General features: G+C 71.7%; 17 protein-coding genes. 4 read left to right on the forward strand and 13 right to left on the reverse strand.

Annotated elements, in window-relative coordinates; translation table 11 throughout:
• Positions 1 to 23: 23 nt before the first annotated feature.
• Positions 24 to 569: a TetR/AcrR family transcriptional regulator gene (locus AAEP80_RS01850; protein ID WP_281266081.1), complete on the forward strand. Its 546-nt coding sequence runs from the start codon at positions 24 to 26 to the stop codon at positions 567 to 569.
• Positions 570 to 573: 4 nt separating this feature from the next.
• Here the strand turns inward: AAEP80_RS01850 and AAEP80_RS01855 are convergent, their stop codons facing one another.
• On the reverse strand, positions 574 to 1494 hold the full coding sequence (locus tag AAEP80_RS01855) for a LysR family transcriptional regulator ArgP (RefSeq protein WP_420365726.1): 921 nt from the start codon (positions 1492 to 1494) through the stop codon (positions 574 to 576).
• Between the two features lie 68 nt (positions 1495 to 1562).
• Between AAEP80_RS01855 and AAEP80_RS01860 the strand changes: the two genes are divergently transcribed.
• The gene (locus AAEP80_RS01860; RefSeq protein WP_420365727.1) at positions 1563 to 2345 is read left to right on the forward strand and encodes a LysE/ArgO family amino acid transporter; all 783 of its coding nucleotides are present in this window, start codon (positions 1563 to 1565) and stop codon (positions 2343 to 2345) included.
• A gap of 29 nt (positions 2346 to 2374) precedes the next feature.
• On the opposite strand, the gene AAEP80_RS01865 is transcribed toward AAEP80_RS01860, so the two are convergent.
• The 7 genes from AAEP80_RS01865 to AAEP80_RS01895 all read right to left on the reverse strand — a co-directional run bounded on the left by AAEP80_RS01865 (position 2375) and on the right by AAEP80_RS01895 (position 8425).
• Positions 2375 to 3850, reverse strand: coding sequence for an APC family permease (locus AAEP80_RS01865; protein ID WP_413600655.1), 1476 nt, complete (start codon positions 3848 to 3850; stop codon positions 2375 to 2377).
• 103 nt (positions 3851 to 3953) lie between these two features.
• On the reverse strand, positions 3954 to 4829 hold the full coding sequence (locus AAEP80_RS01870; protein ID WP_420365728.1) for a hypothetical protein: 876 nt from the start codon (positions 4827 to 4829) through the stop codon (positions 3954 to 3956).
• 20 nt (positions 4830 to 4849) lie between these two features.
• The gene (locus tag AAEP80_RS01875) at positions 4850 to 5659 is read right to left on the reverse strand and encodes an alpha/beta fold hydrolase (protein WP_420365729.1); all 810 of its coding nucleotides are present in this window, start codon (positions 5657 to 5659) and stop codon (positions 4850 to 4852) included.
• Positions 5660 to 5810: 151 nt separating this feature from the next.
• Positions 5811 to 6050: a type II toxin-antitoxin system RelE family toxin gene (locus AAEP80_RS01880; RefSeq protein ID WP_420365730.1), complete on the reverse strand. Its 240-nt coding sequence runs from the start codon at positions 6048 to 6050 to the stop codon at positions 5811 to 5813.
• A gap of 17 nt (positions 6051 to 6067) precedes the next feature.
• Positions 6068 to 6328, reverse strand: a complete 261-nt coding sequence (locus tag AAEP80_RS01885; RefSeq protein WP_413600651.1) for a type II toxin-antitoxin system Phd/YefM family antitoxin — start codon at positions 6326 to 6328, stop codon at positions 6068 to 6070.
• 37 nt (positions 6329 to 6365) lie between these two features.
• Complete coding sequence (locus AAEP80_RS01890; RefSeq protein WP_413600650.1) at positions 6366 to 6878, reverse strand: methylated-DNA--[protein]-cysteine S-methyltransferase; 513 nt, start codon at positions 6876 to 6878, stop codon at positions 6366 to 6368.
• Positions 6875 to 8425 carry a DNA-3-methyladenine glycosylase 2 family protein gene (locus AAEP80_RS01895; RefSeq protein WP_420365731.1) on the reverse strand — a complete coding sequence of 517 codons (1551 nt, stop codon included), beginning with the start codon at positions 8423 to 8425 and terminating at the stop codon, positions 6875 to 6877. The genes AAEP80_RS01890 and AAEP80_RS01895 overlap by 4 nt, the downstream gene beginning before the upstream one ends.
• 103 nt (positions 8426 to 8528) lie before the next feature.
• Here AAEP80_RS01895 and AAEP80_RS01900 point away from each other — a divergent pair, with 103 nt between their 5' ends.
• Complete coding sequence (locus AAEP80_RS01900; protein WP_420365732.1) at positions 8529 to 9089, forward strand: molybdenum cofactor biosysynthesis protein; 561 nt, start codon at positions 8529 to 8531, stop codon at positions 9087 to 9089.
• 18 nt (positions 9090 to 9107) lie between these two features.
• Here AAEP80_RS01900 and AAEP80_RS01905 read toward each other — a convergent pair whose 3' ends face one another.
• The 5 genes from AAEP80_RS01905 to folE all read right to left on the reverse strand — a co-directional run bounded on the left by AAEP80_RS01905 (position 9108) and on the right by folE (position 12733).
• Positions 9108 to 9668: a type 1 glutamine amidotransferase domain-containing protein gene (locus tag AAEP80_RS01905; RefSeq protein ID WP_420365733.1), complete on the reverse strand. Its 561-nt coding sequence runs from the start codon at positions 9666 to 9668 to the stop codon at positions 9108 to 9110.
• Positions 9669 to 9739: 71 nt separating this feature from the next.
• Positions 9740 to 10393 (reverse strand): HAD-IA family hydrolase, encoded by a 654-nt coding sequence (locus tag AAEP80_RS01910; RefSeq protein WP_420365734.1) that lies wholly within the window; start codon positions 10391 to 10393, stop codon positions 9740 to 9742.
• On the reverse strand, positions 10390 to 11172 hold the full coding sequence (locus AAEP80_RS01915; RefSeq protein ID WP_420365735.1) for a pyrimidine reductase family protein: 783 nt from the start codon (positions 11170 to 11172) through the stop codon (positions 10390 to 10392). The genes AAEP80_RS01910 and AAEP80_RS01915 overlap by 4 nt, the downstream gene beginning before the upstream one ends.
• Positions 11169 to 12104: a dihydropteroate synthase gene (folP, locus tag AAEP80_RS01920; RefSeq protein WP_420365736.1), complete on the reverse strand. Its 936-nt coding sequence runs from the start codon at positions 12102 to 12104 to the stop codon at positions 11169 to 11171. The genes AAEP80_RS01915 and folP overlap by 4 nt, the downstream gene beginning before the upstream one ends.
• A complete protein-coding gene (gene folE, locus AAEP80_RS01925) occupies positions 12101 to 12733 on the reverse strand; it encodes a GTP cyclohydrolase I (RefSeq protein ID WP_420365737.1) in 633 nt (210 codons plus the stop codon). Before folE ends, folP begins: the two co-directional genes overlap by 4 nt.
• Positions 12734 to 12796: 63 nt before the next feature.
• On the opposite strand from folE, the gene AAEP80_RS01930 reads away from it, so the two are divergent.
• Positions 12797 to 14272, forward strand: a complete 1476-nt coding sequence (locus tag AAEP80_RS01930; RefSeq protein ID WP_420365738.1) for an NCS2 family permease — start codon at positions 12797 to 12799, stop codon at positions 14270 to 14272.
• Positions 14273 to 14369 lie beyond the last annotated feature (97 nt).

Raw genomic sequence — 14369 nt, forward strand, 5'->3', positions numbered from 1 at the left:
ATGCAAGCTGTCAGGAGAACTCTGTGCGCGCCGATGCCCGACGCAACCTCGACGCGTTGACCGACGCCGCGAAGGCCGTCTTCGCGACGGACGGGGTCGACGCACCCGCGAAGGTGATCGCGGACCGCGCTGGAGTCGGCGTCGGCACGCTCTACCGGCACTTCCCCCAGCGTTCTGACCTGGTCGTCGCCGTGTTCCAGCGCGCGGTCGACGCCTGCGCGGACGCCGCCCCGACGCTCGCGGCCGAGTACGCACCGGACGAGGCACTCGCCCGGTGGCTCCAGCGGTTCACCGAGTTCGTCGCGACGAAGCGCGGGCTCGCCTCGGCGCTCCACTCCGGGGATCCTGCCTTCGAGGCCCTGCCGGACTACTTCCTCGGGCGACTCGGCGACGCGCTCACCGGGCTGCTCGACGCCGCCGCGGCAGCCGGCACGATCCGCGCCGACGTCGACGCACGCCAGCTCCTGCACGCCGTCGCGAACCTCTGCCACGGCGCACCGACACCGGAGCAGAGCCAGCTGATGGTCGGACTCCTGGTGGACGGACTGCGCTACCGCGCGACCGTCTGAGGCCTCAGCGCCCCGGGTGCAGGCGTGACGCGGCGGTCGAGCGCACGGCGTCGGTGACCCGGTCCAGCAGGGGCGAGGCCAGGTTCCAGCGCTGCCACCACAGCGCGACGTCCGCCCGACGCCCCGGGGTGAGTTCCACGAGCGACCCCTGCGCGAGGGCCTCGAGACACTGAGCCTCCGGCAACAGCCCCCACCCGAAGCCGAGCGTCACGGCCCGTGCGAAGTCCGCCGAGGTCGGCACGAAGTGTCGCGGCGCCCGGGGCGCGTGGCCGACGACACGGCGCAGGAAGCCCTGCTGCAGGTCGTCGTCGTGGTCGTAGTCGACGAGCGGGACACGATCGAGCCGCTGCAGCATCCGCCGTTCGGTGTCCGCGCCGTCGAGGTACCTCGTGACGAAGTCCGGCGATGCCACGGCGCGGTACCGATCGATCCCGAGCAGGACCGACGAGCACCCCTGGACGGGCTCGGCCTCTGCCGTGACCGCGGCCATCACCGTCCCGGCTCGCAGCAGTTCGGCCGTGCGGTCCTGGTCCTCGCGGTGCAGGTCGAACACGACCTCGGTGTCCGCCCGGACCAGGGCGAGAGCGTCGAGGAACCACGTGCCGAGGGAGTCGGCGTTGACCGCGAGCGGGATCGACGGGATCCCGCTCGCGTCGGCACCGCCGCCGGCGCCGAGGGAGCGGGCGGTCTCCTCGTCGAGGAGCCGCACCTGTCTCGCATGGCGGAGCACCACGGCGCCGTCGGCGGTCGGGACGATCGGCGTCGTGCGCTGCACCAGCACCCGGCCGACGAGCTGCTCCATCGCCTTGATCCGCTGCGACACCGCGGAGGGCGTGATCGCCAGCGCCCGGGCGGCAGCGTCGAAGGTCCCGAGGTCGACCGCGGCGAGCAGCGTCTCGAGGTGGTCGCGGTGGAGGCGCAGCATGAGCAGAGCTTACGGTGCATCAGGAACGTGAGCTGTACTACACGACTCCGCGTCCGTACGGTCGACGTGTGACCGCACTCCTCCCCGCTCTCTCCGGCCTCGGTACCGGGCTCGCGCTCATCGTGGCGATCGGCGTGCAGAACACGTACCTGCTCCGGCTCGCCGTGAGTGCGCGACTCCGGGTGGTGACGGCAGCGGTCGTCGTGTGTGCGGTGTCCGACGCGGTGCTCATCCTCGCGGGGGTGCTCGGCGTGGGCGCGGTGGTCGAGCGGTTCCCGGTGGCGCTCGTCGTGATCCGGTTCGTGGGTGCGGCGTTCCTGCTGACCTACGGCGTGCTGGCCGCGCGTCGGGCGGTGCGGCCGTCCGGAGATGCGATCCGGGTCGGAGCCTCGGACGACGGGATCCCGGTGGCGTCGGGGTCGGGGTCCGCCGTGATGGCGCCCGCTGATGGACATCGCGCCCCGGCACGTGCGGGCGCGACGGTCGTGGCGGGGCGCGATGCGGCCGCGGACGGAACGGACGGAGCGGACCAAGCCGGCCGAGCCGGACGGACAGCACCCACCCTGCGTGCCGCGGTCCTGACCATGCTCGTCTTCACGTGGGCGAACCCGCACGTCTACCTCGACACGCTCGTGTTCCTCGGGTCCGTCGCGAACCAGCAGGGTGTGGACGACCGCTGGTGGTGGACGATCGGCGCGGTCGCCGCGAGCTGCCTGTGGTTCGGGGCGCTCGGGTTCGGCGGGCGGCTGCTGCGCCCGCTCTTCGCGAAGCCGATCACCTGGCGCGTGTTCGACGCGGTGGTCGCCCTCGTGATGCTGACCTTCGGGGTCGCGCTGCTCGTCGGCGCCTGACGCACGCCGGGCCCGCTGGCCGTTCGCGACTACTGCAGCCCGCGGCCCACCCGGCTGTGCCGACGGCTGTACCCGAAGTAGACGATGAACCCGATCGCGAGCCAGATCACGAAGCGCAGCCAGGTCTCGACCTCGAGGTTGAGCATCAGCCAGAAGCACAGCACCGCGGACAGGATCGGCAGCACGGGCGACCACGGCACGCGGAAGGATCGCGGTGCATCCGGCCGCGAGCGACGCAGCACGACGATACCGATCGACACGAGCACGAACGCGGACAGCGTGCCGATGTTGATCATGCCCTCGAGCTTGTCCACCGCCGTGAACCCGGCGAGCACCGCGACGACGACGCCCGCGACGACCTGCACCCGGACCGGGGTCTGCGTCTTCGGGTTCGTGACCGAGAACCAGCGGGGCAGGAGCCCGTCGCGGCTCATCGAGAACACGATGCGCGACAGGCCGAGGAGCAGCACCATGACCACCGTGGTGAGGCCGATGAGCGACCCGATCGCGATGATGCCGGCGGCCCACGGGAGCCCGACGAGGTCGAACGCGGTGACGAGCGACGGCGAGTCGGCCGATGCGAGCTGCTTGTACGACACCATGCCCGTGATCACGACGCTGACGCCGACGTACAGCAGCGTCACGATGCCGAGCCCGATGAAGATGCCGCGCGGCAGGGTCTTCTGCGGGTTCTCGGTCTCCTCGGCGCTGGTGGCGACGACGTCGAAGCCGATGAACGCGAAGAACACCAGCGACGCCGCGGCGAGCAGCCCGAAGACGCCGTACTGCGCGGGCTCGGAGCCGGTGAACCACGAGACGAGCGACTGGGTCCAGACGCTGCCCTCCTGGCCCTTCGTCGGCTGGGCCGGTGGGATGAACGGGGTGAAGTTGGCCGCCTTGACGAAGAACGCACCGACGACGATGACGAACACGACGATCGCGACCTTGATGATCGTGATGACGGCCGAGACGCGCGAGGACAGCCGGGTGCCGAACGCGAGCAGCACGGTGAAGATGCCGACGATCAGGACCGGCCCCCACGTGAAGCCGATCGGCCCGAGGGCGATCGTGCTCGGCAGGTTGACGCCGAACACCTCGAACGCCTGGCTCAGGTAGATGCCCCAGTACTTCGCGATCACGGCGCTGGCGGTCAGCGTCTCGAGGATCAGGTCCCAGCCGACGATCCACGCCAGGAGCTCGCCCATCGTGGCGTAGGTGAACGTGTACGCGGAACCGGCGACGGGGATCGTCGAGGCGAACTCGGCGTAGCACATGATCGCCAGGCCACACGTGACGGCGGCGAGGAGGAACGAGATGATGACGCCGGGTCCGGCGAAGTTCGCCGCGGCGTTCGCGCCGACGGAGAAGATCCCGGCACCGACCGCGACCGCGATGCCCATGGCCGCGATGTCGAAGGTCTTCAACGATCGCTTGAGCGACCGCCCCTGTTCTTCGGAGTCGGCGAGGGAGGCCTCGATCGACTTCGTGCGGAGCTTCGTTGCCATGGGTGGATCCCGTCATCGGCTGGCGGTGGACCCCGGAAGGGTACTGGTGTACCACCCCGGCACGCAAAGCGTGCGTCGGCCTGTCCGGCCTGGAGGCTCGGTGTCAGTCCGCCGCGCGACGCCAGTCCGACAGGTAGCGGGCTCCCGCCTCGTCGTGGATCACGCCGTCGGGTGCGGTGAGCACGGGGTACGGCGTCGCGGGGACACCGTCGGACGGACGGACGTCGACGTGCGCCACCGCGTGGCCGTTCGCGTGCAGCCAGTCCGCCATCGCGTAGTCGCTGCGCGAGTCGCCCATCGTGCGCCACGCGAGCGGCAGGTCGCCGTCCTCGGCCAGGAGCTCGAGGGAACGCTCGGCTCCCATGTCCTTGCCGCTGCGGTCGGCCTCGACGTCGGTGGAGATGATCGTCGGGTCGATGCGCCACTGCACGGAGCCGTCGGCCGCCGGACGGACGTCGTCGAGTCGGCGGACCCCGAGTCCACGGCGCTGGAGTGCGGCCATCGCCCGCTCGTCGAACTCCGGCTGTCGGGCGAGGTACGTGGCGTTCGGGACCTCGACGCGCTGCTCGATGGACACCATCGCCCGCTTCGTCTCGTCGAAGAAGACCAGGTCGGCGTAGTCGCTCCTGACGAGCTCGCGCATCTCGTCCGCGTAGTCGCGGGGCAGCGCGAGGTCCTCGGCGACCGTGATGTCACCCATGCCGTGCTCGAACTGCGGGCCGATCGAGCACCACACGGCACCCTTCTCGCACACCGCGTGCACCCGACCGCCCGGTGCGAGGCCGCCGGCGAGCAGGGGCTTCACGACCTGCTCACGGATGAAGGCATCGCTGCGGCCGGTGTTGAACACCACGGGGATGCCCGCTGCGGCGAGCGCGATCAGGTCGTCGACGATGCTGGGGATCGCGATGGTGCGGGAGACGGGACTGGCGATGGGGCCGTCGACGTCCAGCAGGAGTCCGAGTCGTGGTGCGCTCACCCGACCATCCTCCCCCACGTTCAGCGCTGCAGTGCCCCGACCCGGGTGAGGAGCCCCTGGAGCGTGGCGGCGTCCGGCGAGTGGTCCTGCCCGGGAACCACGACGAGTTCCGATCCCGGGATGGCGTCGGCGGTGGCCCTGGCGGCGAGGCCGAGCCAGCCGGCGCTGTCGGTACCGGATCCGACGACGACCGGGACCCCGACGGCGGACAGCGTCCGTTCCGGGATCGCGAGGCCGTTCAGCATCCGGACGTCGCGGGCGAGCACGTGCGCGTCGGCGAGGAAGGTGCGCCAGAGCGCCGGTCGCAGGCGGTAGGCGCTGACCTGCCCCATCGGGAGCCCGAGCACCTGCGCGAGGAACGCCCGGACAGCAGCTGCTCGACGGCCGGCCGCGACGTGCTCGTCCAGGCTGTCGGCGAAGACGACGTCGTCCGCGTGCGGGTCGACGGTCGCGCGGTACGGCGGCTCCCAGAGCACGGCGGCCTCCACCGGCACCCCGGTGGCGAGGGCGTGCAGGACGACACCGGCGCCGACGCACACGGCGACGACGGTGACAGGCCCCTCCACCGAGTCGACGACGGCACGGAGGTCGTCGACCTCGCGCTCGATCGACCACGGGTCGGTGTCGCCGCTGTCGCCTCGACCGCGCCGGTCGTAGGTGACCACACGGCGGTCGACCGCGAGTCCCTGCACGACCTCTTCCACGAAGGGGGTACCGCGGTGGCCGAAGGCTCCCCCCACGACCACCACCGCCGGACCGGAGCCGGCGTCGGACACCGCGATGCGGGTGCCGTCGGTGGAGACGACCGTGCGGTCGACTGATGCGTGCATGGAGTCCTCGGAGGTGTGTCGACGGCGCTGCGTCGGGTCCTCGGGTGGACCGTGCGAGTCGGTTGTCTGCAGTGTCGCAGCAATGGTGACCGTTGCAACATCCCACCTTCCGGGGGCAGACAGTTCCGACCCGGAACGGAACCGGGGCGTCTCAGCGGTCCCGGTAGACCTCGCGTCGGTGCCCGGCGTCCACCACGACGACGACCAGTCGACCGTCGTCGATCTGGTAGATCAACCGGTAGTCGCCGGCACGTACCCGCCACCCCAGCCGGTTGGTCGACTTGCGTGCGGCAGGCGGGCGCGGGTGCTCAGCCAGGATCGCGAGGAGCGCCTCGATCCGACGACGTCCATCGGGCGGGAGTTTCCTGATGACACGTCGCGCGGCCGGCATCACCTCGACCGTGTACGTCACCCGAGTCCGAGTTCTCGCTTGAGGTCGTCCCACTTCACGTTCTCGCCGCCGATGCGCGCGTTCTCGGCCATCGCGGCGTCGTAGGCCACGATGTCGTCGAGGTCTTCGGCGGCTTCGAGCAACCGGTCGAGGATGTTCGCGTCGACGACAGCGGCGACCCGCTTGTTGCGCCGCGTCAGGTACACGGGTTCATGTCGGGCGTCATCGATGATCGACGCCAGGCGGGTGCGTGCTTCGGAGATCGACACTTCGCTCACTCGTACATTCTAGAGCGTTTTGTACAAGTCAAACAGGTCAGACGAGCGCCGTGGTGCCCACGGACTCCCGCTCGAGCAACGACCGCTTGACGTCGACGCCCCACGCGAACCCGCCGAGCGAGCCGTCCGAGCGGAGCACCCGATGGCACGGCACGAACAGCGCCGGAGCGTTCCGTGCACACACGCTCGCAGCCGCCCGGACGGCCTCGGGACGCCCCATCGCCGCGGCGAGCTCGGTGTACGTGAAGGTCGATCCAGCGGGGATCTGCCGGAGCTGCCGCCAGCCCTCTGCGAAGAGCTCGGTGCCGAACTGCCGGACGGGGACCTGCATGGCGTGCTCGATCTCGCCGGCGTAGAACGCGTCGACGGCATCGGCCGAGGAGACGCTGCCGGCGCGCACGAGTGCCGGTCGGTGTCGGGCGACGACGCGGGCGACGATGCGCTCCGCGGAGTCCGTCCAGCCGGATGCGAGCACCCGGCCGTCATCGTCTTCGAGCACCGTGAACGGGCCGTCGGGGGTGTCGAGCGTGGCGATCACTGCGTCGGTCATGGGGTGTCCTTCCGAGGGTTCTGGTGAGCTGCACGGGCGGCGAGGGCCGCGCGGTCGACGATCGGCCGCCAGCAGTGCATCGTGAGGTAGCTCCGCCAGGGGGCGACCTGCTCCGACCATAGGGACAGCTCGCGCGCCGAACCGGGCAACCCGAGTTCCTGTGCACCGTTGCGCACGGCGAGGTCGGTGTGGAGGAACAAGTCCGGATGGTGCCGGACCCGCAGCGCGACGTAGTCCGCCGTCCACGGCCCGATGCCACGCACCGCGAGGAGCCCGTTCCGGAGGTCGTCGAGCGACTGCCCGCCGTCGACGACGAGCGAGCCGTCCGCCAGCGCCTCGGCGACCCGCAGGATCGTCTGGATCCGGGCACCCGGCCCCCGCAGGACCGCGCCGCCACGCGACGCGATGTCCGCTGCGGAGGGGAAGAGCAGGCCGTCCGATGCGATCGCCGTCGGCACCGGCGTCCCGAGCGCGGCCACGAGTCGGCCCTGCGCGGTGCGGGCCGCCGCCACCGAGACCTGCTGGCCGATGAGGGTGCGGAACACGACCTCGTGCGCGTCGACCGCGCCGGGCAGCCGGATCCCCGGGACCCGTTCGATCGCCGGCACGAGCGTCGGCACCGACGCGAGGACCGAGTCGACCGCGACCGGGTCGGCATCGAGGTCGAACAGCGCCCGCACCCGCGCGACCAGCGTGGGCAGGTCGCTGAGGTCCGTGACCCGGACGACCAGGTCGACACCGGTGCCCCGGCCGGCCGCATCAGGGACCGCGGCCGACGCGCTGAACCAGCCTGGGCCTCCAGGCAGGGCGACCAGGCGGCCGTAGGAGGTGACGGTGCCGTCGGCGGACCGGACCACGTGCTCCAACCCGGGGAGCGCGTGCAGGGCGTGCCAGTCGAGGAGTCCCTGCCCGTCGAAGGGCGCCCGTGCCGGCAGGTGCACGTGCAGGCCGCCGTCGGCGACCGGACGGACCCGGCGTCGGGCACGGAGCTCCGACGGGGTGACGGCGAAGACCTCGCGCACGGTGTCGTTGAACTGGCGGACGCTCGCGAACCCGGCCGCGAACGCCACGTCAGCGATCGGCAGGTCCGACGAGGTGAGCAGCGTCCGCGCGGTCTGCGCACGGTGGGCACGGCTCAGGGCCTTCGGTCCGGCACCGAGCTCCTCGGTCATGATCCGGCCGAGGTGCCGCTCCGAGTACCCCACGCGGGCAGCGAGACCGGGGACGCCCTCCCGCTCGACGACGCCGTCGAGGACCAGCCGCATCGCGCGGCCGGCGACGTCCTCGCGCAGGTCCCACTCCGGGCTCCCAGGTGTGGCCTCCGGCAGGCACCGCTTGCACGCCCGGAAGCCGGCGAGGTGGGCGGCGGCACTGGTCCGGTAGAACGTGACGCCCGTCGAGCGCGGTGTCCGAGCGGGGCAGCTCGGCCGGCAGTAGATGCCCGTGGAGTGCACGGCCGTCACGAACTGCCCGTCGAACCGGGCGTCGCGCGACGCCGCGATGCGGTACCGCTCGTCGTGCAGCGGGTCGGGTCCTGTGGCGGTCATGTGCCCAGCCTGACACGCACCACCGTCATCGACTGGCGGAAATCGGACGCGGCAGCGGCCGGGCGGTCACCGTCGGACTGGAGGCACGGCTAGCGTCGTCCGCATGGCTTCCGGTGTCGACGCGCGCGCGTCCAGTGCCCTGGGTCACGTCGCGCAGGTCGAGGTCGCCATGCTCCTCGTGTCCGGACGGCACCGCTACGAAGGGCGTCCCGCCGACGGCGCGCTGCCCGCGGACGAGGAGGAACTCCGCGACCGGATCTCGCTTCGCGCGGGGCTCGGCATCGTCGGCGACCGGTACTTCGCGTCGCGGGCGCACGTGCACGCGTCGGTCACCGTGATCGGACTCGAGGCGCTCGAAGACGTCGGTCGCTCCCTCGGCACCACCCTCGACCCCGCGAAGACCCGGCGGAACGTGTACCTGCGCGGGGTCGACGTCGAGGCGTTGCGCGGGGAGCCGTTCTCGCTCGACACCGGCGACGGCCCCGTGCTGTTCCGCGGGTACCGCCCGGCGAACCCGTGCGCCTGGATGGACCACGAGCTCGCTCCTGGGGCGTTCCGGGCGATGCGCGGGCGGGGCGGGGTGCGGTGCGACCCGGAGTCCGACGGCGTGCTGACCCTCGGCGCGGCGGTGCTCCGCACGGCCGTCCCCGTCCCGCTCACGTAGCGCCCGCCCCGGAGACCGCTAGGCGGAGGCGGGGACCAGCGCCGCCTGGATCGCGTCGACGAACGCGGGCAGGTCGTCCGGGTTCCGGGACGTGATCACGGTGCCGTTCGTCTCGTCGACCTGGACCTCGCGGTCGACCCACTCGGCGCCGGCGTTCCGCACGTCGGTCTGCAGCGACGGGTACGAGGTGATCGTGCGCCCCGGCAGGACGCCTGCTTCGACGAGGGTCCACGGCCCGTGGCAGATCGCCGCGACGGGCTTGCCCTGCTCGACGAAGGCCTTGACCAGGTCGACCGCCGTCGTCTCGCCGCGGATGGTGTCCGCGTTGATCGTGCCGCCCGGGACGACGAGGGCGTCGAAGTCGCCGGCAGAGACCGAGTCGAACGTGGTGTCGGGGTCCAGGGACTTGCCCGGGTCCTTGTCGCCGACGAGGGTCTGCACGGTGTCCGTCGACTTCGCGGCGATCGTCACCGAGGCGCCGCGCTTCCGGAGTTCCTCGGTGGGGACGATGATCTCGTCCTGCTCCACGCCGTAGTTCGTGGTGATGACGAGGACGGTGGTTCCGTCGAGGGCTGCCATGGGTCGCTCCTTCCGCGGGTCGGGGTCTCCGACCGCGCCACCCACCGTGCTCGGTCGCGCTGGAAGCCGACTCAGCCGCGCAGGCGGAACGTCCCGTCCTCGGCCGAGACCTCGATGCCGTCGAAGCCGTGCACGCGGGCGAGGCCGATCGTGACGTCGTCCTCGAGCTCGCCGACGACCACCGTCGTCGCTCCCGAATCCACGGCCGCCTGGAGACCGGCTGGGGCGTCCTCGAACGCGACGCACTCCTCTGCGCGCAGCCCGAGCAGCGCCGCCCCGCGGACGTAGCCGTCCGGGTGGGGCTTGCCGTGCTCGACGTCCTCCGAGGTGACGACCGCCTCGGGCACGTCCACCCCGGCGGCCCGCATCCGGTTCAGGGCGAGGTCACGCGGAGCACTCGTGACGAGCGCGACGGGCACACCAGCCTCGACGAGCCGCCGGACGAACGCCGCCGCCCCGGGGATCTCGATGATGCCGTGGGTGTTCTCGACCTCGTCCGCGACGAGCTCGTCGGCCAGCCGGCGCTGCTCGGTGGGGTCGAGGTCCGGCAGGAAGTGCCGGACGGTGTCGATCGTCTGCCGCCCGTGCGAGAACGCCAGGATGGTCGACGGCGCGATGTCGTGCTGCGCGCCGAACCGTCCCCACGCCCCTTCGACGATCGCGGTCGAGTCCACCAGGGTCCCGTCCATGTCGAAGAGGACCCCGGACGCCACGATGTCGATCACGAGCCCGACCCTACCTGCCGGACGTACCGCGTCAGCAGCACGCCGCCCTCGCCGCGGAGCACGTGCGCGAGCCGCATCCGACGCAGGTCGGGCGAAGACCCCCGGGCGATCCTGGGCCCGGCGCCGCCCTCGAGGGACGGGTCGATCGTCAGGCAGAGCTCGTCGACGAGGCCCGCCGCGATCAAGGAGCCGAGGAACGACGGTCCGCCCTCGCAGTGGATCCGTCCGAGGCCGCGCGACACCAGGGCTTCCCGCACGAGCCCGACGTCGACGGAGTCCTCCCCGCAGGACACGACGTCCGCCACGGCTGCCAGCGCCTCGCGGCGGTCGGCGGGCGCCGACGACGAGGTCAGCACGATCGGACGCACCGGCGCTTCCGTGAACACCGGCGACGACGGATCCAGCGACAGCGACCCGGACACGATCGCGAACACCGGGTGGTCGGGCATCCCGTGCGCACGACGCCAGGCGACGTCGGCGTCCCGCACCCGCATCGAGCCGTAGCCCTCGTCGCGGACGGTCCCTGCGGCGACGAGCACCACGTCGGTGACCCGGCGCAACAGGTCGAACACCCGCAGGTCGTCCGGGCCGCCGATGCCCGCCGTCACACCGCCGGCCGATGCCGACCCGTCCAGGGTGGTCACGAAGTTGACCCGAAGCCACCCGACGGCCGACGTACCGGACGCAGGCCGAGCCTCCAGTCCGTACAGGGCGACCACCTGCTCGTCCGACAGGTCCGCGATCGACGGCGGGAGCACCGCCGGCGGCAGCCCGCTCACGTGTTGTGCCGCGCTTCCACCGGCTCGCGCCAGCCGAGCGTCGCCTCCACCATGCGCATCGCGTCGACGGACTCCTGGACGTCGTGCATCCGGACGATCCGGGCGCCGAGCATCGCGCTCACCGTCGCGACCGCGAGCGATCCGGACAGCCGCTCGCCCCGGGGACGGCCGAGGGACTCGCCGACGAAGTCCTTGTTCGAGACCGCGGCGAGCACCGGGTAGCCGAGCGCGACCACCTCGGGCAGCCGACGGGTGAGCTCGAGCGTTTGGACGGTGTTCTTGTTGAGGTCGTGCCCTGGGTCGACGATGATCCGCGACTCCGGGATGCCGGCGGCGAGCGCCCGGTCGACCCGTTCCCGGAGGAACGCGACCACCTCCCCGGCGACGTCGGCGTACCGGGGCGGGGACGCCAGCGCGGTCCGTGGTGCCGCGAGCGAGTGCGTGATGACGATCGTGGCCTCGGAGTCGGCGACGACGGACGCCATCCGCGGGTCCGACAGCCCCGTCGTGTCGTTGACGACGCTCGCGCCGGCGGCGATCGCGGCCTGCGCGACCTCCGGGCGGAAGGTGTCCACGCTGATCGTGACGTCCGACTGCTGGACGAGCTGCGCGACGACGGGGACCACGCGGTCGATCTCGTCGGCGGCGGGGAGCTCGGGGCCCGGAGCGAACTTCACGCCGCCGATGTCGACCCAGTCGGCGCCCTGTTCGGCGGCGCGGACCGCTGCGGCCACGGCGCGGTCGAGCTCGAACGTGGCGCCGCGGTCGTGGAAGGAGTCCGGCGTGCGGTTGACGATCGCCATCACCGCGATGCGGCGGTCGAAGTCGAAGGTGCGTCGGCCGATGGTGCGGACCGGGTGGCGCAGGGCGGGGACCACCCAGCCGGGTCCGGCGGCGGCCTGGAGGCTCGTGGTGCGCCCGTCGGCGGTCAACCGTCCGCCTCCGCGTGCGTCCCGATCGGTGCGGCGTGCGTCCCGACCGGTGCCGTCGCCGCGGTGTGCGTCCCGATCAGGGCGATCGCCTCGGCACGTCCCGCCGGGTCGGCGAGCGCCCCGGTCGCGGCGACCGTGACCGTCGTGGACGCCGTCTGGCGCTCACCCCTGGTCGTCACGCACTGGTGTTGCGCGTCGAGGACCACGAGGACCCCGCGCGCGGCCAGCCCTTCTTGCACCGCGGCGACGACCTGCTCGCCGAGTCGCTCCTGCAGTTGCGGACGCGAGGCGAGCGCATCGACGACCCGCGACAGCGTCCCGAGCCCGATGAGCCGCTCGCCGGGGGCGTACGCCAGGTGCGCGACACCGGTGAACGGCAGCAGGTGGTGCTCGCACACCGAGCGGAAGCGGATGTCGCGGACGACGACCAGCTGCCCGCGTTCGGCGTCTCCGGCGTGCACCGTGCCGTCCCGCGCGATCGCCACCGCGTCGACGCCGGCGCCGTGGAAGAACTCGGCGAACGCGTCCGTGACCCGCTCAGGGGTGCGGGCGAGTTCGGGGCGGTCGGGGTCCTCGCCGAAGGCCGCCAGCAGCTCACGCACCGCGGCCTCTGCGCGGGCACGGTCCATGCGCGACGTCACCCTTCCATCCAACACCAGGCCACCGACGTTGCCAGCGTCCTTTAAACTTCGTTGGTGAGCGCCCCGCAGACAACCGAAACGCCGTCCCGGAACCGAGTCGCTTCCGGCCTCGACCGCTTCTTCTCCATCACCCAGCGCGGTTCGACCATCCCCCGCGAGGTCCGCGGTGGCCTCGTGTCCTTCGTGACGATGGCGTACATCGTCATCCTCAACCCGCTCATCCTCGGTGGGTTCAGCGCCGACCAGGCCGCGAAGGACGTCACGGGCGGGTGGCTCGAGAACGCCCAGGTCGCCGCGGCCACCGGGCTCGTCGCGGGGCTGATGACGATCGCGATGGGCGTGATCGCGAACCTGCCGTTCGGCATCGCGGCGGGGCTCGGGATCAACTCGTTCCTCGCGGTGAGCGTCGTGCACCAGGTGACGTGGGCCGAGGCGATGGGTCTCGTGGTGATCAACGGCATCATCATCGTGATCCTGGCGTTGACCGGGATCCGGACGATGATCTTCACCGCGGTACCGGCGCAGCTCAAGGCAGCGATCACCGTCGGCATCGGCCTGTTCATCGCGTTCATCGGCCTCGTGGACTCCGGCTTCGTCCGCTCGTCCGGCCTGGCGTCGCCCCCGCTGCAGCTCGGCGAGGACGGCTCCGTCGGTGCGCTGCCGACGATCGTGTTCCTCATCGGCCTGGTCATCATCGGCACGCTCATGGCCAGGAAGGTCAAGGGCGCGCTGCTCATCGGCATCATCGCGACGACGATCATCGCGATCGTCCTGCAGGCGATCTTCAACGTGCCCACCTCGGTCGACTCGAAGACCGGCTGGAACCTCAACGCCCCCGGCCTGCCGAGCGCGCTCTTCGCCTTCCCCGACCTGTCGCTCGTCGGCCACTTCGACTTCGGCGCGTTCAGCCGCATCGGGCCGTTGGCCGCGTCGATGCTCGTCTTCACCCTGGTCTTCACGAACTTCTTCGACGCCATGGGCACGATGACCGGTCTGGCGAAGGCCGCCGGTGTCGCGAAGCCCGACGGCACCTTCCCCCGCCTGCGTTCGGCGCTCGTCGTCGAGGGCGCAGGAGCCATCGCGGGCGGTGGCGCGTCAGTGTCGTCGAACACGGTGTTCATCGACTCCGCCGCCGGCATCGGCGAAGGAGCCCGCACCGGATTCGCCTCGGTCGTCACGGGGCTGCTGTTCCTGGCCTCGATGTTCCTCACGCCGCTGACCCAGGTCGTCCCGCTCGAGGTCGCCGCCGCCGGGCTCGTGGTCGTGGGTGCGCTCATGGTCGCCCAGGTGAAGGACATCGACTGGACCGACTTCGGCTCGGCGCTGCCGGCGTTCCTGACGATCGTCGTGATGCCGCTGACGTACTCGATCGCGAACGGCATCGGCGCGGGCTTCATCAGCTGGGTGCTCATCAAGGCGCTGTCCGGCCGAGGCCGCGAGGTCTCGTGGCTGCTCTACGTCGTCGCCGCCGGGTTCCTGCTGTACTTCGCGCGCGGTCCCCTGGAGAGCGTGCTCGGCGTCGGCTGACCCGCCGGTCCGTCATGCGAAAGCGACAGTTCCCTGCCAGGATCCGGCGGGGAACTGTCGCTTTCGCGGTCGCGGCGGGTGAGCGGGCCGACCGGGA

Source organism: Curtobacterium sp. L3-7 (genome assembly GCF_048756585.1).
Classification (GTDB): domain Bacteria; phylum Actinomycetota; class Actinomycetes; order Actinomycetales; family Microbacteriaceae; genus Curtobacterium.

Excerpts from the sequence above, each read along its gene's own strand:
- AAEP80_RS01890 (WP_413600650.1), bottom strand. The coding sequence starts at position 6,878 with ATGACCGACGCAGTGATCGCCACGCTCGACACCCCCGACGGCCCGTTC.
- AAEP80_RS01875 (WP_420365729.1), bottom strand. The coding sequence starts at position 5,659 with ATGCACGCATCAGTCGACCGCACGGTCGTCTCCACCGACGGCACCCGC.
- AAEP80_RS01855 (WP_420365726.1), bottom strand. The coding sequence starts at position 1,494 with ATGCTGCGCCTCCACCGCGACCACCTCGAGACGCTGCTCGCCGCGGTC.
- AAEP80_RS01900 (WP_420365732.1), top strand. The coding sequence starts at position 8,529 with ATGGCTTCCGGTGTCGACGCGCGCGCGTCCAGTGCCCTGGGTCACGTC.
- AAEP80_RS01880 (WP_420365730.1), bottom strand. The coding sequence starts at position 6,050 with ATGCCGGCCGCGCGACGTGTCATCAGGAAACTCCCGCCCGATGGACGT.
- AAEP80_RS01895 (WP_420365731.1), bottom strand. The coding sequence starts at position 8,425 with ATGACCGCCACAGGACCCGACCCGCTGCACGACGAGCGGTACCGCATC.
- AAEP80_RS01905 (WP_420365733.1), bottom strand. The coding sequence starts at position 9,668 with ATGGCAGCCCTCGACGGAACCACCGTCCTCGTCATCACCACGAACTAC.
- folE (WP_420365737.1), bottom strand. The coding sequence starts at position 12,733 with ATGGACCGTGCCCGCGCAGAGGCCGCGGTGCGTGAGCTGCTGGCGGCC.
- AAEP80_RS01865 (WP_413600655.1), bottom strand. The coding sequence starts at position 3,850 with ATGGCAACGAAGCTCCGCACGAAGTCGATCGAGGCCTCCCTCGCCGAC.